Genomic DNA, 21,549 nt, shown 5'->3' on the forward strand with positions numbered 1-21,549 from the left:
AGACAGCCAAACGGAGTGAAAGTAGAAATGCAGAATTCGGGTGGCAGAAGGCACTATACCCAAGAATTTAAGTGAGTTAACGACTAATAGTAAGATAAGAATGAGCACGGCAACAATCCAAGAGTACCGTGACCGACTTGACCCGGTAAACTACCTGCCTAACCGGGAGGACGCGGTGGATGCGGGCGTCTCACCGGCAGCGTGGCGGTTCGCACGGGCAGTGCTTGACGTGATCGACGCGGGGCAGTACCGTCGAGCTGCGATTGCCGCGTCAGCGGTGTACGTCGCTGACGTCGCTGCGACCGGTGAGGATCGTGTGTCTCAAACGTCGCTGGCGGAGTTATTCGGGTGCAGTGACAACGGGGTGCGTCGGCATATGCAGCTGGTCGCTCAGACCGCGACCAGTAAGCTTGACGTGTCGGGGTTCGACGTGGACGAGTCCGTGATTCGGCACGTTGCTCGGACCGGGCGTGTCACGGGTCTATCCCTATAATCTCCCGGGCACGGTTGAGTCGGTCCAGCCGTTCCTTCTCGTCGTCACTGTACGTGTCTCGGACGTGCTGGGTTAGTTCAACAGGGTCAGTGACGTTCTCCTCAGTAATGAGTTCGTGGACGAGTTCCCCGCGGTCCGTGATTCGATAGGCTTCGATTCCCCCGACTCGTTCAGCGAATCCGTGCCAATACATGCGGTACAAGATTTCTCCAGTGTATTCAGGGCGAATGCCTTGTTTTTCGTAATCGTACGGGAGTTCATCGGGAGAGTCACCGATTTCACTTGGGACAACGACATCTTGCTCGTTGAGTGCTATGAACCCGTATTTCTCTTCGGTGTCTACCCATACGATATCGGGGAGAAACTCATTTTCTGGTTGGTGTTCCCAAGAGGAGAGTGTTGCTTCATGGAAGGTGTCGTGGTGGTCGCGGACGTACTGGTCGGCGTGCCAAGCGGCGACAAGTCCGCGTTCCGTAATTTCGAAGATGCTGGTGTTGTCGGTGACGGCGTACTGTAGGTAGCCTAAATCGCGGAGAAACCGGAGTCGCGTGCCCATATAGTCCTTTTCGCGGTCGAGTTTGTGAGCAATGGTACGTGGGTTGTGGCGGCGGCCGGTGGCGAGGATGTTGAGGATTTTCAGATCGGTCGGTGTTGTGAGCTTGTTTCGGTCGGACATGGTGGCGGGGTTCTCCCTGTAGTGTTATAATTCACAGTGGTTCTGGCGTCTCGGGTGGTATCGCTCCGTGATTCAGTCTGTATTGGAGCGCACCGAGGATTTATAAGATCCGGGTTGTTATGGTTGAGTACGCAACTCACCGACCGAGACTCACCGCTCGGACTTACGTCTCACTCTGAGTCTGATTTTGAGAAACGGTCGGGAGAGGCGGCCTAGTAAGCAAACCCACTCCCGACACATGCAACTACGAACGCCACACCCTAAAAAAGACCGCTCAGGGGAACAGCACGCACACTACAGCCGTCACGGCCGCTACTATGCGGGTGGAGGTCGATGACCGGCGAGTACGACGAAGAAACTGTCGAGAAATACCTCACCGCAGCACGCAGCACCGACAACGACCGCGTGGACGTGCAAGTTGAGGCGCTCCTCAACCGACTCGTTGAGCGCGTGAAGGCTGTCGACAAGAAGTGGAAGTGGTTAGACGAAGTCGGTAACGTCAAAGAGGCTCTCGCCCGGTTCGCAGAGGAAACCGGGGATCCTGGGGCCGTTATTGAACACGTAGACGAATACGGGAATGACTACGCGAATGACACCGGGCAGAAAGTCAGCACCGGCACGATCACCGGTGATATGCTGGATAAGGTCCGTGAATTGGACCGTGAAACGCGTGCAGAGTCCGGTGAAGAGTTCGAAATAGACGGTGATGGGATCGGGTTCGACCGGTACCTGGAAGAGCACCTCGTCCGAGTCGTGCAACTACGGAACACCGACCACGTGTCCAACGTAACGACGCGGTTCGAATTCGACGATGGGACGGAAATTGAGTGCGGTGAAGATCACTTGTACTGGGAGCCGTTCTTCCGAGCGGTTGCCCCGCATACGCAGATCGATTCGGGTGTGATGCGGGAATTCGCGTCACAACAAGCGACGACGCGAATCCCCGACGACGCGGGGGATGTGACCGACACCAACTCGCATGCGTACAGCCTGTACTGCAAGTTGTCGCTCGGCCCGGAAGAACGGCCGTGGTCAAAGAACACTGACCTGTGGGACAAGGCAATCAAGGATCTGATCAAAGAATACGGAACAGAAACCGTATCGACAGGTCCGCGCACGGAAGCCTGGGAGAATCTGCAGGGCAAAATCGGGGCAGCGCGCGCTACGGCGAATCTCGACGATGCAGTCGAGCACGCTGAAGTGTACGTAGACGAAGATCTGGACGAAGTGTGGGTGCCGACGAGTATGGCCGCGACGGTCGTTGAGGATGTTGAAATTGACCGGCAGGACCTGCAGATGGAACTCGCAAAGCGGGGTGTGGATAGCGATCACCTCAGCGGTGACAAGCTCGGATTCAAGGTCACGCGGAACGGGTCGTTCCAGCGGTTCTGGCGGTTCGACGCAACGCACGAAGCGACTCCGGAGCCGCGTGAGGTTGTCGACACGATCAGCACCGGTGGCGCGTCGAACATCGGCGGGTCGTCCGGTACGGCAGCGGCTGACGGCGGGACGTACGGCCGCGACCCGACAGGCGACGAAGACAGTGACGAGAACCGGGGTGACGGCGAATGACCGGGCGCGAGAAGAACGGCGACGGCGACGCGATCCCGGGGTGGCTCCGCGAGAACCTCCCGAAGAAACTGGACGGTATGGAACTCGTCGGGACGGACGTCGCCGGAGTAACGGACTCCGCGCGACTGTACGGCCCGCCGGGAGCCGGGAAAACCACGCAAATAACGGTGCGGACGGCCGTCGTCGCGGACGCGCTCGATCTGCACCCGAGTGATATAACGGTGTGTACGTTCCGGACGTCGCAGGCTGACAAGGTCCGTGAACGCGGTGTTGACTGGGATGCGTTCCCGGAAGGTGACGCGGACACGTACGAGTACTGGGCGACGACGCACGCTGTCGCAGCACGTGCGACCGGGTTCCACGACCAATTCGACGGTGAGTCCGACGACCTGGAAGGAATGGCGAATGAGAAGCAGAAACGCCGATTTTGCGACGAGTACGACGTCACGTTCCAGGTCCCGAAGCCGTGGTACTCGACGGCGTGGGACGTGTTCCATAACCTGTACACGTACGCGAAGCAGAACATGCTGGACGTCGGGTCGTCACGGTTCCTTGACGGTGACCGGTGGGACCGCCGGCCACTTGAACAGGACATGCGTGCGTGGCGGAAGCTCGACGCGTTCCACGATGAATGGGAGAGTGGAACGTCGTTCCACGCGGTCGCTGAGGCGTGGGAGACGTGGAAACACCGACACAACGTGTACGATTTCTTCGAACAGCTGGAGGCAGCGCTCGCGGCTGACGCACCGCTCCCACTGATGGAACTCCTCGTGATCGACGAGTACCACGACGCGTACCCGCTCATGGCGACGCTGTCGGAGAAGTGGATTCGGAACGCGGAAATCGCACTCGTCGCCGGTGACCCCGACCAGTGCATCAACTCGTTCAACGGCGCGGACCCGCGAATCTTCGAGCGACTGCACGAGCGTGTCGACAAGGACATGCCCGTGATTCACCTCCCGAAGAGTCACCGGTGTCCCACGGAGCACTACCAGGCGGCGGCGCGGATGCTCCGCGAAGAGCGTAACGTGCCGGCGCTGGACACGGACGGGCGCGGGCTGATCAACCGGTTCCGCCCGACGCCGATTGACTACGACGACCGTGCCGGTGAATGGGATTTGCCGAACCCTGACGAACCCGGCACGCCGGTGTGGTTGTGGTGTGAACACGGGCCGGGTGTCATGTTCCTCGCACGGACGCAACGGCAGTTAGACGGCGTCGGCGCGGCGCTCGACCGGCACGGGATCGTGTACGAATCGCAGACCGACGTGGCCGGTGACTGGGAGAAACGTCTCCGTCTCATGCGTGCACTCGACCGGGTCGCTGACGTGCGGCCGGCGACGCAAGCGAGCGTCTTGGACGGTGACCAGTACGACGACTCCGGCCGGCAGCACGAGCGTATCGGGCGGAAACGGTTCACGCCGGACGAGGCGTTCGCGCTGGTTGAGCACTCGGACGCGCGGGCGCTCGACGGCCAGGGTGAACTCCTCTCGCTAATCGGGACCGCACGCCTGCAGAACAACAGCGTACACGTCGATGAGTTCGCACAGCATGTGAAGGACTCGTGGTGGGGGCGGTACGCAAACGGCCGCGAGTCGATTGACGAGCTAACGTACCTCAATGACGACGAGAAGACGGCGATGAAAATGGCGTGGACGCGGTACGAGGACCGCAAATTCACGATTGACGTCGCTGACGATACGCGACTCCTCACGATTCATGCCGCGAAGGGCGCGGAGCAAGACGACGTGGTGCTGTACGACGGGACCACGAAGCGAATCCAGGATCAGTGCGACGAGCACGACGACGAGCGGGAGAACGAAGCCCGGACCTGGTACGTCTCACTCACCCGCGCGTCGGAACGGCTGCACATCGTTCGTGACGGGCACGAATGGACGCGACAACACCTGCCGGACGACCTGGAACCCGCGGCGGCGGCCGCGGCGAAACGCGCGGCAGACCGTGACGCTGACGGCAGCACGGGAGGTGAGCAAGCATGACCACGAACACTGACGACGAGACGCCGGACTGGGCGGCAGAAATGAGCGACCGTGAACCGGTCGAAGCGGAGGTACTCGACGACGTCACTGGCGAGTGGCGCGACGAAACGTTACTCAACCGTGCCCGTCACGTGTTCCGCGACGTGTACCTGGAAGCGCGTGACCGCGCGGACGCTGACCGGGCGTACGTCCTGCATGACGTGCTTGACGCGGTGTGCAGGGACCGCGGGTTCAACGGGCTCACTCGGGAACTCCGCGGGGATGCGGAGTGGCTCGTGTGGACACCGGGAAGCCGCGACGCCCCGCTGTACGCGTACACGCCGGACTTGGCCGGTGACACGACCGCGGAGCGGGAACGGTTCGCGGAGCTTCTCGACACGGTCGGTGTCGGCACGGAACGGTTCATCGACGTGCACGACGGGCAGAAAGGGTCGTTCGACACAGGGAACGCCCGCGAGTACGACGACCCGTCGATTACCGGGAACTACGGTGTGAAAGGCGGGCAAGGTGGCAGCGACACCGACCGGTGGTTAGTGGACATTGACGTTGACGACTACGACGACGCTACGCAGAACGAGTTCGTTGACGGGCTCCGCGGTAACACGCTGTCCGTTGCGTCCGCTCACACGGAGACGGAACGACCCGGGCATCTGTACGTTGTTGTGACTGGTGACCCGCGAGACGTGGTGCGTGACGTGCTCGGACGCGACGTGCGGAACCCGGTCGCGTCGTTCGGTGAAATCCGGATTGACGACCAGTACTGTGTCGGGCCCGGATCGGAAATCGTATGCGGGTGCAAGAAATGCACCAGCGAGAACGCTGATTCGAACGGATACGGGCGATACGAGTTCGCGTCGGCAGTCCCCCCGGTCGTGTGGTCGAAGGACGACTTCCGCGCGTTCCTCCGCTCGGACGTGAAGATCCGCGCGGCAGCTGACCAGACCACCGACGACAACGACGACGGTACCGGCGGTACGGTCGATACGAGTGACACGGACGAGATTGTGGACTTCGCAGAGAGCGTGGACGACACGGTCTCTGACGCGCTGAACTACGGAGTCCCGAACGACCGGTCGGCAGCGGACTCGTTCATAGCGTGGGCGCTCGGTCCGTGGTTGAACTTCGACACGGACGCGGTCGAGTCCGAACTCGATGACCATGGAACAAGCAAGTGGCAGGACCGCGGAGACAGTTACAAGAGGTCCGTGCTGACTGGCGTCGATGCCCGGGAAGACAAGATGAACACTGACGGCTATGACGGTGACGTGCCGCACTGGGCGGTCGTCAAGTACGCGGTCGAGACAGGGATCGTTGACGAGGACGACCTGGTTGAGAAGAATAGCGACGACAGGGCCGGGTCGTACGACGCGCTCCCATCGAAACTGCACTACGAAGCGACGCTGGAAGCGATTGAAGAACTCGGCGTTAACCACGGGTGGGAGTGGGACGAAGAGCGTGCCGACACGGACCGCGAGTATTACGCCGTCGTGGAAGAGTACGCACCGGACGGTACGGACGTGTTCGTTGACGACGCGGCGTTCCTAGTCGCGTGCATCCTTGCCCGGGAGGATGACGCGGTGTCGGGCGATGCTGACGTGCCGAACCGCGCGCTCACTCCGATTGTCGGTCCGGTGGACGAGGCCAGCGACGACACTGTGGAACTCGGGCGAGAAGTGTTCCACGAGTTAACCGAGTCTGAGGCGCGTGAACGCTTCTACAGTGCCGGGAATTCCGGAGGTGAGACCGCATGACCGACTCGTCAACAGCGTGGGTCATGGCCAACTGGCCACGAATCAGCGGGCTCCCCGCTCCGGATTCTGACGAGTGGATGCTTCGGGATACGCCGCTCACTCGGTCAACGCTCGAATGCCTCAAGAGTAATTCGCTGGTTGAACTCGTGGAACGGGACCAATCGCGGCCGGCGACGCGGACAGCGCGCTCGACGCAACAGGCAACGTACCGCACGAAGCATTATGATAGCGTGTTCGACAAGATAGACGAGTTTACCGACCTGTCCCGAGAAACCGCTGAAACGTTCGCTGTGCGCCCGTCAGCGGACGTGTACATCGTGGAACTGTTCGCCTGGCTGGGTGCGACGGTTGCTGACGATATCCAGCGAGTTGAGGACGAGTACGACCTGGACGTGCAACTGGTGGGAGTCGGTATCGAAGACCCGGGAGAGTACCCGGGCGAGTTCATCGAAGTGGATACGGAGACGCTGAGTGACGCGTCGTCGCCGGTGCTCCGCGCGGTCCCAGACGTGCCGGACGTGTTGGTGATGCACTCGCGGATCACATACGGTGACGTTCGTTCGGCGGTACTTGACCGAACGGACCCGAGCGAGCACCTCGTGAATCCGGACGACGGGATGCTTGAACCGGTGATCCGGAATCTCCTCGTGGACGAAGAGGTCACATTCGACGCAGACGGGAAAGATGGGTGCAGGCAAGCGACGCTAGAAGAGCTATTCTGACGCTTCCCGAACCAGGGGTTTATGTTTACTTCCACCCCGGTAGCTCGGATTGTAATCGCATGACGGCCCGGACGTCCACTATGAGTCATAGTGAACTCTCCCCCTCCGGAACCGCTAGCGACTGCCGGGACCCGGAGCTATAATGCGATTTTGCCCGACTCCCAAAAGGCTGTGAGGTATGATGGGCCGGCGCGAATTCGAATCGCGGTTACGGCCACCCGAAGGCCGAAGGATACCAAGCTACCCCACCGGCCCGCATTCGGAAGGTGCGCGTCCGGCGGTTTAACGCTTGCGAAAGGGATCATTTGACCGTCGGAGGCGAGTCGATTTCTCGAGCGAGCGCCCGGGAATTGACCTCAAAACCGGTCGTAGCCGTCCGTGTCCAGAAAGTGGTGTGCGACGGTGATCGCCTGATCCGCGTGCAGCAGTTCGGGGCCGAGCCGGAGCCGCTGATCGGCGTAGTCCTCGAGCAACGCCGCTTCCGCGTCGGTGAAGTCGTGATGGTCGGAGAGTACGAAGATCCCGTTCTCGAGCGCGTCCGCGCCCACGTCGACGACCGCCTCGCCGTCCTCGTGAAGTTGGACGATCGGGCCGTCGTCGGCGATTTCCTCGAGCGTGCCCTCGAAGCCGCGCCGGTACAGTTCGATGCCGGGGCTGGGTTCGGCGGGCAGCGCGCCGATGGCCTCGTCGCGGTGCTCGAGGGCCTTGCGGACCAGCGCGGCGGTGCTTCGCTCGTCGGGGTTGAGCCGCTGGAGGTCGCGCCCGTCGAAGGTGATCGTGAGTTCGTCCTGTGCGATCAGATGGACGCGGACGTCCTCGCGGATGCCGTGGGAGGTGACGAAGGCGGCGGTGATCGACCGACAGAGGGCGTCGAGGCGACCGGCACCGCCCGCGAGGTCGTCGAGCGAGAAATCGGGCTCCGTGGGAACGTCATGACCGATGAGTACGAACTGGCGCATACCGGAGGATGGCGGGCCGGCGGGATAGCCGCCACGGTTCGGCGGTCCCGGCGTCATCGCGACGGGCGGTCAGGATCGCGTCTCGAATCGCCGCGCGAGCGGGTCGAAGACGAGTTCGAGACCCGGCATGTCGTCGCGGTACCAGACGATGACGGCGACGGCGAAGAGCCCGAACTGGACCCACTCGTAGGAGCCCAGCGCGTAGTAGTGGAGGAACGCGTCGAGGATGCCGGCGACGGGCTCTTCGGGCGGCTGCTCGAGGACCGGCCAGAGGAGGTAGGCGGCGTGTGCGAACTCCCCCGAGAGGGCTGCCGGCGGGATGTCCGCGAGGAGGTGCGAGCAGTAGCCGACGAGGAAGGCGACGCCGACCGCGCGGTGCTCGAGTCGGTCGGCGACGAGGAAGACCGTCGGGACGAGGAGGGCGACGACGAACAGCGAGTGGGCGAGCGTTCGCCCGCCGGGTAAGATCCCGAAATTCCACGCGAGAGGTTTATCGATCAGGTCCGGCGTCTGCGAGCCGACCGCGAGCGCGATCGCGGGGATCGCGCGCGGCGGCCGACCGAACCGGCGGTGCGCAACGGCGGTGTACAACAGGTAGGCGACGGCGAGGTGTCCCCAGGGCCACATTCCTGCGGCCGTACACCGGAGACGGGCATAGTCGCTTCGACTCGGCATCCCGGACACACTGCATAGGCATGGCCAACCGTTTCCTCCGTCTCCCGTATCCAGTGACTATATGGCGAAATCAGAGTCCTCGCAGTCCGGCGGCAAACAGCAGTTGCTCGCGACCCTCGAGGGGCGCTCCTGCCAACACTGTGCCGACGGCGAACTCGTCCGGGACACGTACAAGGACAACAGAGCGATCGTCTGCGACAGTTGCGGCACGCCGCGAGTACAGGTCTGGTCGTCCCCGCTCGACTGATTTTCCGACGTCTCGAGTGCGGAGCCGACGCAAAAGCGGTCCGCCGTCCAGATTTTATTCGTGTGCAACCCGACCCGTTCTCGCTCGAGACGCGTGGCCGACTCGAGTCAGGGAGAGCCACGTCTCGCGGCGGGAAACGGGGAGCCGACTCTCACTGCGACCGCGACCCCGAGTAGTCGTGGCCGATGACGAGGGCGAGCGCGTGGACCGCGAGCAGTGCGACGAACAGCGAGAGGCGGCTCATCGAGTCGATCCCGGCGACGATGACCGGGAGATACACAATGGGCAGCAGGGTGCCGAGCCAGAAGCCGGCAGCGGTGACTGAACTGCTCAGGTGCATTCTCAGGGCTATCGCATCGATTCGAGGGCGACGAACGAATCGTCGTAGGCCGAGATCCAGGCGGTCCGCAGTTCGTCCTCGCTGGCCTCGTGGGGGAAGATCGCACACTCGTCGGGAGCGTCGTCGTTTTCGACCGTGACGTGATCGAGTTCGGTCGTCGGTTCCTTGCTGTCTGGGGCGTGAAAGTCGGCGTCGGTCATGGGGTATCGGGCGACGGGTACTCGCGCCGACCGATGCTACCGGATTCAATACTATTGTTATCGAGTTGCTAATCCGCCGGAGACGGACGATAGCGTCCGATTCCGTTCCGATTCAGACGATTCAATCGCCCGAAAAAGAACTCGACGAGTCCTGACGTGTACGAGGAAGCTATGGAACGCAGCCGCGAAAACGGCGGTTCGCTCGAGGCCGTAACGACTCGTTTCGAACGGTTCCGGCGCGTCATTCCGACCGCAAACGACCGGTCGAATCCCGGGCGATCGCCTAGATCGACGGCCGGGTTCCGAGCGTGAGGGTTCTGGTGATCTCCCGACCGTCCCGTCGGAGCCCCACCGAGAGCGTCTCACCGGGACTTGTCTCGAGGGCCAGATACGTCGAGAGGGCGTGGCGATCGGGGATCGGCTCGCCGTTTAGCTCGAGGATAACGTCGCCACCGACGGGGATTCGCTCGCCGCGTCGCTGGACGGTTCGCGTCGACGGCCGGAGGACGCCGTCGGCGGCCGAGCCGTCCGCGACGCTGACGACGAGGACGCCGGTCGCCGTCTCGAGGTCGTTGGCATCGGCGACGAGTCGGTCGACGGTCCGCGGTCCGATGCCCACGTAGGAGTGCTCGTACGAGCCGGTCTCGATGAGCGACGGGATGACGCGCTCGGCCACCGCCGCCGAGATCGCGAAGGCGACGTTGTCGCCGCCGCCGGTGTTGACCACCCCGACGACGTTCCCGTCGAGGTCGACGAGCGGGCCGCCGCTGTTACCGGGGTTGACGGCCGCGTCGGTCTGGACGACGTTGGGGAACGGGAACGGCCGATCGTCGACGGAGAGCGTGCGGTCGACGCCGCTGACGATCCCCGTCGTCATCGATCCCTCGAACCCGAAGGGGTTGCCCATCGCGGCTACCTGTTGGCCGACGACGGGCCGTTGCTCGGTCAGGGACAGCGGCGTCGCCGATTCGGGGACGTGATTGACCTCGAGGACGGCCAGATCGCTGTAGTAGTCGCGACCGACGAGTCTGGTGTCGGTCCAGTCGCCGGTGATGTACTGGAGGTCGGCCGCCTCGCCGTTGCTGATGACGTGGTCGTTGGTGACGACGTGGCGGTCGTCGTAGACAAATCCTGACCCCTGACCGCGGCCTTTGGCACCGGAATCCGGGTTCGTGATCCCGAACACGCGGACCTGGGTGACCGATTCGATGACCGAATCGTAGAGGTCGGTAAAGGCTGACCCTGTCGCGAGGTTTTCCTTGTCGATAGTGGATGCGGAGTCGCCCTCGATCGAGTTGTCGGCTTGGGGCTCGGCACAGCCCGCGACGGCACCGGCGAGGCCGGCGCTCGCGGCGGCGAGAAACGAGCGCCGACCCAGTCGGGAATCGTTCATTATCGAGGGATTGGACCGGTCCCATTTGAACCTCCGGACTCACAGCCGGCGCTTTCAAGCAGGGGCGACAGTCGCGGCCGGACCGGCCGTCGCCGCTCTCCCGAAGGGAAAACGTGTTACCCGCGGCTCCCCGTTCTCGAGACATGATCACGGAAGACGCCCGCGCGTTGCTGGCGACCGGAGCCGTCTGTGACTCCTGTCTCGGACGGCCGTTCGCCGAGCGGAGTTTCGGGCTGACCAACGCCGAGCGCGGCCGGGCGCTGCGGACGACGGTCGCGCTGGCTGACGACGAGGACTTCGAATCCACCGACCCCGCGGACTGCTGGGTCTGCGAGGGCTACTGCGGAACCTTCGACGCCGTCGCCGAGACGATCATCGACGCCCTCGAGGGGTGCGAGTTCGCCACCTATCAGGTCGGCACCCGCGTCCCGCCGTTAGTCGAGGAGAACGAACGCCTGCTCCGGGACGACGCCGACCTCGAGCCCGACGCCGGCGAGTCGATGAAACGCGAGATGAACCGCGAGGTCGGCCGGCGCGTCGGCGCGCTGACCGAGACCGAGGTCGACTTCGACCGGCCCGACGTGCTCGCCGTCATCGACCTCGAGGGGTTCGACCCGCTCGAGACCCTCGAGTCGGGCAACGTCACGGGCCACGCGGTCGACGTCCAGATCAACCCCGCGTTCGTCTACGGCCGCTACCGCAAACTCGAGCGCGATATTCCCCAGACGGAGTGGCCCTGTCGGGAGTGTGGCGGCAGCGGTATTCAGTTGGGCGACGACGGCGAGGAGCCCTGTGACTACTGCGGCGGCTCGGGCTACCTGTACGACACGAGCGTCGAACAGGTCGTCCGCCCCCACGTCGTCGCGGCCATGGACGGCGACGAGGGCACCTTCCACGGCGCGGGCCGGGAGGACGTCGACGCCCGCATGCTCGAGGGCGGGCGGCCGTTCGTCCTCGAGGTGAAACGACCCCGCGTTCGAGACCCCGATCCGGCGGCACTCGAGCGGGAGATCAACGCGGCGGCCGACGGCTCCGTCGAGGTCGACGGGCTGCGGCTGGCGACCTACGAGATGGTCGAGCGCGTCAAGGAACACGACGCGAGCAAACACTACCGCGCGGATGTCGAGTTCGCCGAGCCGGTCGACGAGGCCGACTTCAAGGCGGCGCTCGCGGACCTCGAGGGAACGACCGTCGACCAGTACACCCCCGAGCGGGTCGACCATCGGCGGGCGGGCCTGACCCGCGAGCGGACGGTCTACGGCATCGACGGCGATCTGCAATCGCCGACCGAGGCCGAGGTTCGGCTCCACGGCGAAGGCGGCCTCTACGTGAAGGAACTCATCAGCAGCGACGACGGCCGAACCGAGCCGAGTCTGGCCGGCCTGCTCGAGACCGACGCCGAGGTGACCGCGCTGGACGTGACCGGCGTCGAGGGAGAGAGCGAGCCGTTCGAGCGCGAGGAGTACTTCCTCGACGAGCCGCGGGCGGACTCCGGAGACGAGGTCGCGGAGACCGCCGACTGACGACCGGGACGAGTCGCAACGACTTTCCTCGCCGCAACTGACTCCCACGGTATGCCATTCGGCGTCGACGAGGCCGGCAAGGGCCCCGCGCTGGGGTCGATGTTCGCCGCGGCCGTTCACTGCGAGGATTCGGAAGCCCTCCCCGACGGCATCAGGGACTCGAAACGACTCGCTCCCGAGCGACGCGAGGAACTGGCCGCGACGCTACGGACCGACGATCGGATCGCGATCAGCGTCGCCGAGATCACGCCGGCGCGGATCGACGAGCCCGAGACGGACATGAACTCGCTCGCGGTCGCGGCCCACGCCGAGGCCATCGAGGGAGCGGTCGCCGATCTCGAGCGAGACGGTACCGCAAACGAGCCGGTTTCGGGACTCTGTGACGCCTGCGACACCGACGCCGACCGCTTCGCCCGCCGGGTCGCCGACGGCTGCTCGCTCGAAAATCTCGCCGTCGACGCGCGCCACGGTGCCGACGACGACTCGCCCCTCGTCGGTGCGGCGAGCATTATCGCCAAAGTCGAACGCGATTCGCACATGGCCGCCTTCGCGGACGAGTACGGCCCGGTCGGCAGCGGCTATCCGGGCGATTCGACCACCCGCGAGTTCCTCGGGTCCTACGTCGACGACCACCGCGAACTCCCGCCGTTCGCTCGGGAATCGTGGTCGACCTGCGAGGACGCCCTCGCCGAGGCCGAACAGACCGGCCTCGAGCAGTTTTAGCGGCCGATTCGGGACGATGCGTAGCGCTCAAGACGCTCGCCGGCCTCGAGGAAACCAGTGACAGAAGCGTTGGCTGCGGTCTCGGTCGTCGATCCGTTCGCCGCGATGAACGCGATCGGGCTCGTGGCGTTCGCGCTGGTCGGCTCGAGCAAGGCGATCCGCGAGGAGTTCGATCTGTTCGGCGTCGCCGTCGTCGGGCTCGTCACGGCGTTCGCCGGCGGCGCGACGCGAGACGTTCTCGTCAACCGGATTCCGCTGGCGCTCCAGTCGCCGAGCGAGATCGCGCTCGGACTGTTCGGCGTGGCGCTGGCGATCGGGGTGAGCGCCGTTCTCGAGGGGGCGGACGACCACCCGATCACGCTCTGTTCCGACGCCGTGGGACTCGCCGCGTTCACCACGGCCGGGGCCATCGTCGCGACCGACGCCGGCGTCTCGGGCTTCGGCGTCGTCGCGATCGCGACGATCAACGCCGTCGGCGGCGGCGCGTTCGCGGACATCCTGCTCGACCGCTCCCCGTTTATTCTGCTCGAGGACTTCTACGCCAGTTGCACGGTACTCGGCGGGAGCACCTACTGGCTCGTCGTCGTGCTCGGCGGCTCCGGGAGCGTCGCCGCGGCAGTCTGTGCGGCGGTAACGGTCGGGACGCGCATGGTGGCGGTCTCCCGCGGCTGGACGGTCCCGACGGCGAAGGTCCTCCGGACGAGTCCATGACGGTGCTAGGTGGCGCGGGACCAGACCGCGACAGTATTACGTTGAACGGGACCAGACCGCGTAGACGTAGCAGCCGACGCCGAGAAAGACGAGCAGCGAGGAGAGCCCGTCGGCGACCGCCGATGCGGCGAGAACGGCGACGAACTGCAACAGGCCGCCAGCGACGAGCGAGCCCGCGGCCACGAGCAGTGCCGGTCCCGGATCCGTCACTTGCTGGTACAGCAACGCGCCCACGGCGATCGCGATGATACCGAACCCGAACGCCGCGACGGTAAGCGCCAGCGGATCGTTCGTCACCGTCGCGTAGGCCAGCAGGGCGAAGTACCCGAGAATCAGGGCGACGATCGCTCGAGACCGAGCCGTCGACCCGGCAGTTGCGTTCATACCGTTCTCAATCGGGTCCCGGCCCTTAGCCTTCGAGGGTCTCGGCCCACTCGAGGCCCAGCCCCTCGTGGACGACGAACTCGAGGGCGTTGACGAGGTAGTGAGCGACGACGACGACCAGCAGGCTCCCGGTGGCGATGAAGACGGCCGCGAGGACGAACCCGAGGAGGCCGGTGACGACGACCCCGATCGAGCCCTGCATGCCGTGGCCGAGCGCGAACGCGACCGAGGAGACGACCGCGAGCAGCCACGGCGAGAGGCCGAAGCCGGCGGCGGGGGCGCCGATCATCGCCGCCCGGAAGAGGAACTCCTCGAAGACGGCGATGATCGGCAAGACCCCGCCCAAGAGGAGCAGCCAGCCGCCGACCGACTCGGGCGAGAGCAGTTCTCGAAGGTCCTCCTCGTGATCGAACCCGAAACGGGTCGCGGCCGCTGCGGCGAGTTCGTTCGCGAGGTAGAAGACGACTCCGGCGGCTACTCCCCAGAGCAATCCCGTCTCGAGGTACGCGACGGAGAACTCGATGCCGAGTGCCGAGGCCGGAATCGCCGTGTAGACCGCCGCACTGAGCAATACGACCGCGAACAGCCCCTGTGAGAAGGCCACGTTCGCGAGGACCATCCCGGTCGACAGCGAGTCCGGATCGACGCCGCGGTCGGCGGCGGCCGCGTCGCGACCCGTCCTCGAGTCCCGGTGCGGTCCGGTCGGATCGGCGGCGGTCCGGTCCGGTCGGTCGTCGACGGTCTCTGTGGGCCTCGAGGACGGTCCCGGGTTCGACGACTCGTCGACGGCTCGAGTGCCCTCGACCGGATTGTGCGCCGAGGAACTGGTCGAATCCGAGTTCGTCTCGCCGCGTTTGGACTGGTCGAACTCGGCGTTTTCAGTGGGAATGTCGACCGCGATATCGGCGCGGTCGGCGTCGGTGTCGACCGGTGTCTCGGTTCCGGGGTCGGAGTCCTCGCCGGAGTCGGAATCGCCGTCGCTAAACGAGGATTGGGTGAGATGCGATAAAACGAGCAGCAAGACGAGGACGACGCCCGTTATGCCGACGAACGCCGCCCACTGGGGCATTTACTGCGGGCTGGGATTCGAGCCGCCAGCGGAGCTGACGGAGCCTTGGTCGAACGCCGTGCCCGTGATCGACTTGAGGCGGTCGACCAGCGAGTCCTTCTTGGGTTCGCCCATGAGGGCGACGTCGAGGACTTCGCTGATGTTCGAACAGGGGATGATTTCGACCATCTCCTCGTATTCCTCTTCGATCATCACGTCCTGCTCGTTGGCTTTGGGGATGATGATCTTGCTACAGCCGGCCTTGGCGGCGGCCTCGATCTTGTGGGTGACCCCACCGACCGGGAGCACGTCGCCGCGGACCGACAGCGAGCCGGTCATGGCGACCGACTGGTCGACCGGGATGTTCTCGAGCGCGCTGATGACGGCGGTCGCCACCGTGATGGAGGCGGAGTCGCCGTCGACGCCCTGCTGACCGGCCTGGACGAACTGGATGTGGATGTCCTTCTCCGAGAGGTCCACGTCGGAGAACTTCTTGATGATCGCGGAGACGTTCTGGACCGACTCCTCGGCCATCTCCTGAAGCTTCCCGGTGGCGATCACCTGACCGCCGCCCTGTGCGGGGGCGATCTCGGCCATGACGGGGAGCATGATACCCGAGTCCTCGCCCATGACGGCGAGGCCGTTGACACGGCCTTCGACGCCGCCTTCGTTGACCTGCAGTTCGTAGTCCTTGCGCCGTTCGATGTAGTCGTCGGCGAGCTGTTGCTCGATCGAGCGCGAGCGGCGCTTGGCCTGCAGCACGTCGTCGCGAGTGGTGTTCTCGCGGTCCTCGGCGCGGGCGATGTCACCCGCGACGCGGACCAGTCCACCGAGGCTGCGGAACAGCAGCGTGAGGTGGTTTTTGCGGCCCGAGCGGCGCTTGGCCTCGAGGATGAGTTCCTCGACGGCGTCGTCGGTGAAGTGGGGCAGGCGGCCGTCGCGTTCGACCTCCTGTGCGATGAAGCGGGCGTACTTGCGCCGCATTTCGGGGGTGTCCTCGATGGTGTCGTCCATGTAGACCTCGTACCCGTACCCCTTGATCCGGTTGCGGAGCGCGGGGTGCATGTTCTCCATGGCGTCGAGGTTCCCGGCGGCGACCATGATGAAGTCACAGGGGACGGGTTCGGTCTGGACCATCGCGCCCGAGGAGCGCTCGGACTGGCCCGTAATGGCGAACTCGCCCTCCTGAATCGCCGTCATCAGCTTCTGTTGGGTGCGGATGTCGAGCGTGTTGATCTCGTCGACGAACAGCACGCCCTTGTTGGACTTGTGGATCGAGCCCGGTTCGACGCGGTCGTGGCTCGGGGTCTCCATGCCGCCGGACTGGAACGGGTCGTGGCGGACGTCGCCCAGCAGTGCGCCGGCGTGGGCACCGGTCGCGTCCTCGAAGGGCGCGACGCGCTGATCGCCGTTGTTGACGATCATGTTGGGCACCATCGCGTCGGTGCCGCGAGAGGTGTAGCGGAAGATCAGCCAGATGATCCCCGCCGCGAGGACGCCGAGCAGAATGCTGGCGGGGCTGAGGATCGCGTAGCCGATAACGACCGCGATGATGATCCACATCAGGATCGAGCGCATCTGGTTGCGCTTTCGGGCTTCCTCCTTGTGGGCGTCGATGATCTGTTCGCCCTTCCCAGCAGGAACGGTTCGGACCTTCGGCTCGTTGCCGTCGTCCGGATTGTGATAGACTAAGACATCTTGGAGATCTTCCTTCGGAAGCAGTTGGCTCATCGCCTTCGCCAGCATCGACTTGCCGGTCCCCGGCGAGCCGATCATCATGACGTGCCGGCGCTGCTTCGCTGCCTTGATGATGATATCTCGTGCTTCGTCTTGGCCGATGACCTGATCGACGAGCCGATCGGGGACTTCGATGTCCGCCGTGGAGTCGATCTTGAGGCCGCCGAGAAGGTCGTCCTCGGCGATATCCTCGTCGACCTCGACGCCCGGGTCGACCTCGACTGTACTGCCGAGGTCTTCGACGGTCTCGATATCGTCGCCGTCCTCCTCGTCGGGCGACGGCTCGAACTCGTCGATCGGATCGTCGACGTCGGTGCGACGGTCACCGTCCTCCTCAGGCGGCGACCGGTCTCCCTGACGCTCGGACTGCTCCGCGGGGGCGTCCCCGTCCGGAGCGGTCTCCGAGGCGTCTTCGGGAGGGTCGTCAACGTTCGTATCGTTACTCATAGAACTCTGTTCGGTACCTGATTCGAAGGGATTGCGACTGATATACTTTCTCCATGCGGAGGATGGTGTCAGTGGCTGATACCGGAGAGAACAGCGGTCGAGGGCGGAAATCAGCCGATGAGGACAGTTTCTTTAATACGAAGTTATATTATTCGGAATATATAGTTGCGTGACCAGTCGTGATCGACCAGTGTCGGGACGAACGGAACGTCATCGTGACGCAACCGGTCGCCAGACCGATTGACTCGAGGGCAACTCGCCACGCTTAAGCGCCGCGCCCGAGCAGTGTCCGGCATGACTCGGGGGTTCTACATCGGTCGCTTTCAGCCCTTCCACAACGGCCACCAGAGCATGGTCGAACAGATTGCCGAGGACGTCGACGAACTCGTCCTCGGAATCGGGAGCGCCGACGATTCTCACACCGTCCGCAACCCGTTTACCGCGGGCGAACGGATCATGATGATCACGAAGTCGCTCGTCGATTACGACCTCGTCACCTACGCCGTCCCGATCGAGGACTTAGAGCGGAACTCGGTCTGGGTGAGTCACGTCCAGAGCATGAGCCCCGACTTCGATGTCGCCTACTCGAACAACCCGCTCGTCATCCAACTCTTTCGAGAAGCCGACATCGACATCCGCCAGTCGCCGATGTTCAACCGCGAGGTCCTCGAGGGTTCGGAGGTCCGCGAGCGGATGATAACGGGCGGCGACTGGGAGTCACTGGTCCCCGAACCCGTCGTCAACACCGTCAACGAGATCGGCGGCATCGAGCGGATCCAGATGGTCAGCGACTCGGACTCGAACGGGGAGTGACGAGTCGCGAACCCCCGATAGCCGCGACCGCATCGCCGGTGCGGAGACGTATCGATTTTCACCGTTCGTGATCTACGACCGACCATGATCACACTCGCGTCCGATTTCGGCACGCCGTATCCGGCGGCGATGAAGGGAGTGCTGTTGCAGCGAACGGACGCCAGACTGATCGATGTCGCACACGACTTCCCCCGGCAGGACGTTCGAACGGCCGCCTTCTGGCTCCGAGAGGTATTGCCGTACTACCCGCCCGCGACTCATCTCGTCGTCGTCGATCCCGGCGTCGGAACCGACCGGAACGCGATCGTTCTCCGCGCGGGCAACCATACCCTCGTCGGCCCCGATAACGGCGTCTTGCTCCCCGCAGCACGGCGACTCGCCGGAAGCGAGGACCGACTCGAGTCCGCCGTGATCGACGAAGACGCCCTCGAGCCCGTGGAACCGACGACGCAACCGATGGACGACTCGAGTGCGAGCGCCCGTCGGTCGCCACGGGGACGAAGTAATACGTTCCACGGACGAGACGTCTTCGCCCCCGCCGCCGCAGCGGTCCACGACAGCGATAGCGGCGCGCTCGACTCACTCGAGTGGCTCGAGCCGGCCCCAGTCGCCGTCGACCTCGAGTTTTCGGATCCCGTCCTCGCGGACGAACGAGCGACGGGCGAAGTGCTGGTCGTCGACGATTTCGGGAACGCGATCACGAACGTGCCTGGCTCATACCTCGACGGGCGGGAACGGGTGGCGGCGAACGGCGACCCCGTCCCGGTCGGCGAGACGTTCGCGGCCGTCTCCGTCGGGGATCGACTCGCGACCGTCGGCAGCCACGGCTACGTCGAACTCGACGTGAATCAGGGTCGCGGCGACGACGCCTTCGGTCTCGAGCCCGGTGATCGGGTCGTCCTCGCGCCGGTCTCAGAAGGGACCGACTGACTCGAGCGGACGGCCACGGGTTGTACACCGGTCCGTTAGTCGGCCGGCTTGACGGCCCGTCGCGACGGGTCGATGACGACCTCGCCGTCGGCGTGGACCGTGACGTGACACCGCGAGAACGTAAACGAGATCGAGCCGTCGCCGACTCGCGGTTCGTCGCCCCGCCAGTGGACGAACAGGGCGTTCAACGCGTCCGGCTCGACGCACTCCGAGAGCGCCTCGAGGTCGTCGGGTTCGACCCCGAGCACCGACGAGACGGTCATGAGTAGGGCGGTGCTCACCGGCTCATACGCGTCGTCGTCGCACCACGTGTGGTATGTCCCCGTCCCCTCATCGTAGTAGACCGTGCGGCCGTCAGTGGAACCGATCGGTATCAGGGTTTCTCGCGGAGCGGGTCCGGACATCACATATCTGACTATTGTGTGTTAACACTTAACAATAATGGCCAACTGATACGGTCGCCGCTGTGTCACTGGATTTCAAACAAAAGACGGGTATCTAAAACGGCTGCCGCGAACAGCGACGTTATTCGGCGGCGATGACGTCGTCGATGCGGGCGATCATCGTGGCGGCTTCGGTCGCGCTCTCGACGGCTTCGCGTTTGACGTCGGCGGGGTCGACGACGCCGTGTTCGAAGGGATCGTCGATCGTGACCTCGTCGCCGCTGGTGATCAGTCCCGCGCGGCCCTCGGACTCGTGGGCAGCGCGGAGATCCACGAGCACGTCGATGGGGTCTCGGCCGGTGTTGGCCGCGAGCGTTCGGGGGATGATGTCGACCGCGTCGGCGAAGGCCGTCACGGCGAGCTGTTTGCGGCCCTCGATACCGGCGGCTTCCTCGCGGATCTTGTCCGCGATCGCGATCTCGGTCGCGCCCGCACCGGGGACGACTTCGCCGGATTCCAGCGCCGTCGCGACGACGTCGAGGGCGTCACCGATGGCGCGCTCGAGTTCGTCGACGATGTGTTCGGTGCCGCCGCGGACGAAGACGGTGACCGTCTCGGCGGCCGCGCCGCCTTCGACGAACGCGAGGTCGTCGTCGCCGTAGGTCTCGGTGTGGATGCGGTCGGCCGAGCCGAAGTCGGACTCCTCGAGGTCGTCGAGGTCACCGACGCGGCGCGCGCCGGTCGCGGAGGCGACCTGCCGGGCGTCGCTGTCGCCGAGGCCCTCGAAGACGAGGACGCCCTCGTTGGCGAGCGCGTTGGCGACGCGGTCGTTGACGTCTTCGGTCGTGAAGACGACATCCGCACCGCTCTCGGCGACGGTTTCGGCGTAGCCCTCGAGTTCGCCTTCTTCGGCGTCGATGGCGGCGTTGAGCTGGTCGATCGAGTCGATGGCGTACTCAGCGTCGACGTCGCCGGTTCGGACGCCGAGTTCGACGTCCAGAATGGCGATCGACGCGTCCTCGACCTCGCTCGGCATGCCGTCGTGGGCGGGCTCCTCGTCGACGATGATCCCGGGGACGAGTTCGGTCGCGTTCGAGGAGGCACCGATCTGCGTGTGGACGGTGACGTTGTCGCGTGCGACGCCCGCGTCGGTATCAACGTGGCGGGTCGCTTCGACGACGGTCTCGGCCAGCGACGCGGCGGTGAGTCCGCCGGTGCCCTTGCCGGTCATGCTCGACTCGGCGACCTGTCGCAGGATTTCGTCGTCGACGTCGGCCTCGTTGACCTGCTCGGCGATCGCCTCGAGGGCGATGTCGGCGGCCTCGTGGTAGCCCTCGACGATCGTCGTCGCGTGGACGTCCTGCTCGATGAGGTCCTCGGCCTCGCCCAGCAGGTTGCCGGCGAGTACCGCTGCCGTGGTCGTCCCGTCGCCGACTTCCTCCTCCTGCGAGTCGGAGACTTCGACGATCATCTGGGCCGCGGGGTGCTCGATGTCCATCTCGTTGAGGATGGTCGCGCCGTCGTTCGTGATGACGACGTCCCCGCCGGAGTCGACGAGCATCTTGTCCATGCCGCGGGGTCCGAGCGTGGTCCGTACCGACTCGGCCACGGCCTTGCCGGCCATGATGTTCGACGACTGGGCGTCGCGACCCTGCGTTCGCTGACTATCCTCGCTCATAATGAACATGGGCTGCCCACCCATGCGTCGCTGTTGTGCCATCGTTGTTCCTCACTAACCATGTCGTTAGCACTTCTATATAGTTCTTTCCCTCCAACCACCGCTCCGTCTTGCGATTGCGCGTGTGAACCGGACACAGGCGAA

22 protein-coding genes and 1 tRNA gene are annotated in these 21,549 nt (G+C 64.6%); 11 read left to right on the forward strand and 12 right to left on the reverse strand.

The annotated features are described in order from the left end of the window. Nucleotides 1-100: 100 nt before the first annotated feature. Nucleotides 101-493: a hypothetical protein gene (locus FEJ81_RS15285; RefSeq protein ID WP_138246097.1), complete on the forward strand. Its 393-nt coding sequence runs from the start codon at nucleotides 101-103 to the stop codon at nucleotides 491-493. On the opposite strand, the gene FEJ81_RS15290 is transcribed toward FEJ81_RS15285, so the two are convergent. Next, nucleotides 474-1,169: a hypothetical protein gene (locus FEJ81_RS15290; RefSeq protein WP_138246098.1), complete on the reverse strand. Its 696-nt coding sequence runs from the start codon at nucleotides 1,167-1,169 to the stop codon at nucleotides 474-476. The two genes, FEJ81_RS15285 and FEJ81_RS15290, sit on opposite strands and share 20 nt — an antisense overlap. Before the next feature lie 333 nt (nucleotides 1,170-1,502). Between FEJ81_RS15290 and FEJ81_RS15295 the strand changes: the two genes are divergently transcribed. From FEJ81_RS15295 to FEJ81_RS15310, 4 genes are read left to right on the forward strand one after another with little or no spacing between them, the layout of a single operon-like run. Further along, nucleotides 1,503-2,741 (forward strand): hypothetical protein, encoded by a 1,239-nt coding sequence (locus FEJ81_RS15295; protein ID WP_138246099.1) that lies wholly within the window; start codon nucleotides 1,503-1,505, stop codon nucleotides 2,739-2,741. After that, entirely contained in the window at nucleotides 2,738-4,741 is a 2,004-nt protein-coding gene (locus FEJ81_RS15300) for a UvrD-helicase domain-containing protein (RefSeq protein ID WP_138246100.1), read from the forward strand. The genes FEJ81_RS15295 and FEJ81_RS15300 overlap by 4 nt, the downstream gene beginning before the upstream one ends. Then, nucleotides 4,738-6,492: a hypothetical protein gene (locus tag FEJ81_RS15305; RefSeq protein ID WP_138246101.1), complete on the forward strand. Its 1,755-nt coding sequence runs from the start codon at nucleotides 4,738-4,740 to the stop codon at nucleotides 6,490-6,492. The genes FEJ81_RS15300 and FEJ81_RS15305 overlap by 4 nt, the downstream gene beginning before the upstream one ends. Continuing rightward, a complete protein-coding gene (locus FEJ81_RS15310) occupies nucleotides 6,489-7,214 on the forward strand; it encodes a hypothetical protein (protein WP_138246102.1) in 726 nt (241 codons plus the stop codon). The genes FEJ81_RS15305 and FEJ81_RS15310 overlap by 4 nt, the downstream gene beginning before the upstream one ends. 182 nt (nucleotides 7,215-7,396) lie before the next feature. Here FEJ81_RS15310 and FEJ81_RS15315 read toward each other — a convergent pair. From FEJ81_RS15315 to FEJ81_RS15325, 3 genes are all read right to left on the reverse strand, one after another. Further along, a tRNA-Pro gene (locus tag FEJ81_RS15315) sits at nucleotides 7,397-7,469 on the reverse strand. 101 nt (nucleotides 7,470-7,570) lie between these two features. Continuing rightward, nucleotides 7,571-8,173 carry a tRNA (pseudouridine(54)-N(1))-methyltransferase TrmY gene (gene trmY, locus FEJ81_RS15320; protein ID WP_138246103.1) on the reverse strand — a complete coding sequence of 201 codons (603 nt, stop codon included), beginning with the start codon at nucleotides 8,171-8,173 and terminating at the stop codon, nucleotides 7,571-7,573. A 69-nt stretch (nucleotides 8,174-8,242) separates the two neighbouring features. Continuing rightward, a complete protein-coding gene (locus FEJ81_RS15325) occupies nucleotides 8,243-8,800 on the reverse strand; it encodes a metal-dependent hydrolase (protein WP_138246104.1) in 558 nt (185 codons plus the stop codon). A 109-nt stretch (nucleotides 8,801-8,909) separates the two neighbouring features. Between FEJ81_RS15325 and FEJ81_RS15330 the strand changes: the two genes are divergently transcribed. Next, nucleotides 8,910-9,095 carry an HVO_A0556 family zinc finger protein gene (locus FEJ81_RS15330; RefSeq protein ID WP_138246105.1) on the forward strand — a complete coding sequence of 62 codons (186 nt, stop codon included), beginning with the start codon at nucleotides 8,910-8,912 and terminating at the stop codon, nucleotides 9,093-9,095. 151 nt (nucleotides 9,096-9,246) lie between these two features. Here the strand turns inward: FEJ81_RS15330 and FEJ81_RS15335 are convergent, their stop codons facing one another. The 3 genes from FEJ81_RS15335 to FEJ81_RS15345 form a co-directional block, all read right to left on the reverse strand. Further along, nucleotides 9,247-9,435 carry a hypothetical protein gene (locus FEJ81_RS15335; protein ID WP_138246106.1) on the reverse strand — a complete coding sequence of 63 codons (189 nt, stop codon included), beginning with the start codon at nucleotides 9,433-9,435 and terminating at the stop codon, nucleotides 9,247-9,249. A gap of 8 nt (nucleotides 9,436-9,443) precedes the next feature. Continuing rightward, nucleotides 9,444-9,635, reverse strand: a complete 192-nt coding sequence (locus FEJ81_RS15340) for a DUF7511 domain-containing protein (protein ID WP_138246107.1) — start codon at nucleotides 9,633-9,635, stop codon at nucleotides 9,444-9,446. Between the two features lie 283 nt (nucleotides 9,636-9,918). After that, nucleotides 9,919-11,028 (reverse strand): S1C family serine protease, encoded by a 1,110-nt coding sequence (locus FEJ81_RS15345; RefSeq protein WP_138246108.1) that lies wholly within the window; start codon nucleotides 11,026-11,028, stop codon nucleotides 9,919-9,921. A 143-nt stretch (nucleotides 11,029-11,171) separates the two neighbouring features. Between FEJ81_RS15345 and FEJ81_RS15350 the strand changes: the two genes are divergently transcribed. The 3 genes from FEJ81_RS15350 to FEJ81_RS15360 all read left to right on the forward strand — a co-directional run bounded on the left by FEJ81_RS15350 (nucleotide 11,172) and on the right by FEJ81_RS15360 (nucleotide 13,985). Further along, nucleotides 11,172-12,551 (forward strand): tRNA pseudouridine(54/55) synthase Pus10, encoded by a 1,380-nt coding sequence (locus FEJ81_RS15350; RefSeq protein ID WP_138246109.1) that lies wholly within the window; start codon nucleotides 11,172-11,174, stop codon nucleotides 12,549-12,551. Between the two features lie 51 nt (nucleotides 12,552-12,602). Next, nucleotides 12,603-13,274 carry a ribonuclease HII gene (gene rnhB, locus FEJ81_RS15355; RefSeq protein WP_138246110.1) on the forward strand — a complete coding sequence of 224 codons (672 nt, stop codon included), beginning with the start codon at nucleotides 12,603-12,605 and terminating at the stop codon, nucleotides 13,272-13,274. Nucleotides 13,275-13,379: 105 nt separating this feature from the next. Next, entirely contained in the window at nucleotides 13,380-13,985 is a 606-nt protein-coding gene (locus FEJ81_RS15360) for a trimeric intracellular cation channel family protein (protein WP_138246809.1), read from the forward strand. Between the two features lie 36 nt (nucleotides 13,986-14,021). Here the strand turns inward: FEJ81_RS15360 and FEJ81_RS15365 are convergent, their stop codons facing one another. From FEJ81_RS15365 to lonB, 3 genes are read right to left on the reverse strand one after another with little or no spacing between them, the layout of a single operon-like run. Further along, nucleotides 14,022-14,369 carry a hypothetical protein gene (locus FEJ81_RS15365; RefSeq protein WP_138246111.1) on the reverse strand — a complete coding sequence of 116 codons (348 nt, stop codon included), beginning with the start codon at nucleotides 14,367-14,369 and terminating at the stop codon, nucleotides 14,022-14,024. Nucleotides 14,370-14,394: 25 nt separating this feature from the next. Beyond that, nucleotides 14,395-15,438 (reverse strand): CPBP family glutamic-type intramembrane protease, encoded by a 1,044-nt coding sequence (locus FEJ81_RS15370; RefSeq protein WP_138246112.1) that lies wholly within the window; start codon nucleotides 15,436-15,438, stop codon nucleotides 14,395-14,397. Next, nucleotides 15,439-17,601 (reverse strand): ATP-dependent protease LonB, encoded by a 2,163-nt coding sequence (lonB, locus tag FEJ81_RS15375; protein ID WP_138246113.1) that lies wholly within the window; start codon nucleotides 17,599-17,601, stop codon nucleotides 15,439-15,441. Between the two features lie 294 nt (nucleotides 17,602-17,895). Here lonB and FEJ81_RS15380 point away from each other — a divergent pair, with 294 nt between their 5' ends. Both FEJ81_RS15380 and FEJ81_RS15385 read left to right on the forward strand, forming a co-directional pair. Further along, nucleotides 17,896-18,414 (forward strand): nicotinamide-nucleotide adenylyltransferase, encoded by a 519-nt coding sequence (locus tag FEJ81_RS15380; protein ID WP_138246114.1) that lies wholly within the window; start codon nucleotides 17,896-17,898, stop codon nucleotides 18,412-18,414. 84 nt (nucleotides 18,415-18,498) lie between these two features. Then, entirely contained in the window at nucleotides 18,499-19,344 is an 846-nt protein-coding gene (locus FEJ81_RS15385; protein WP_138246115.1) for an SAM hydrolase/SAM-dependent halogenase family protein, read from the forward strand. A 35-nt stretch (nucleotides 19,345-19,379) separates the two neighbouring features. On the opposite strand, the gene FEJ81_RS15390 is transcribed toward FEJ81_RS15385, so the two are convergent. Both FEJ81_RS15390 and thsA read right to left on the reverse strand, forming a co-directional pair. Further along, nucleotides 19,380-19,748: a HalOD1 output domain-containing protein gene (locus FEJ81_RS15390; protein ID WP_138246116.1), complete on the reverse strand. Its 369-nt coding sequence runs from the start codon at nucleotides 19,746-19,748 to the stop codon at nucleotides 19,380-19,382. 121 nt (nucleotides 19,749-19,869) lie between these two features. Further along, complete coding sequence (gene thsA / locus FEJ81_RS15395) at nucleotides 19,870-21,414, reverse strand: thermosome subunit alpha (protein ID WP_138246810.1); 1,545 nt, start codon at nucleotides 21,412-21,414, stop codon at nucleotides 19,870-19,872. Nucleotides 21,415-21,549: the final 135 nt, after the last annotated feature.

Origin of the sequence: Natrinema versiforme (assembly GCF_005576615.1) — an archaeon.
Classification (GTDB): Archaea; Halobacteriota; Halobacteria; order Halobacteriales; family Natrialbaceae; genus Natrinema; species Natrinema versiforme_A.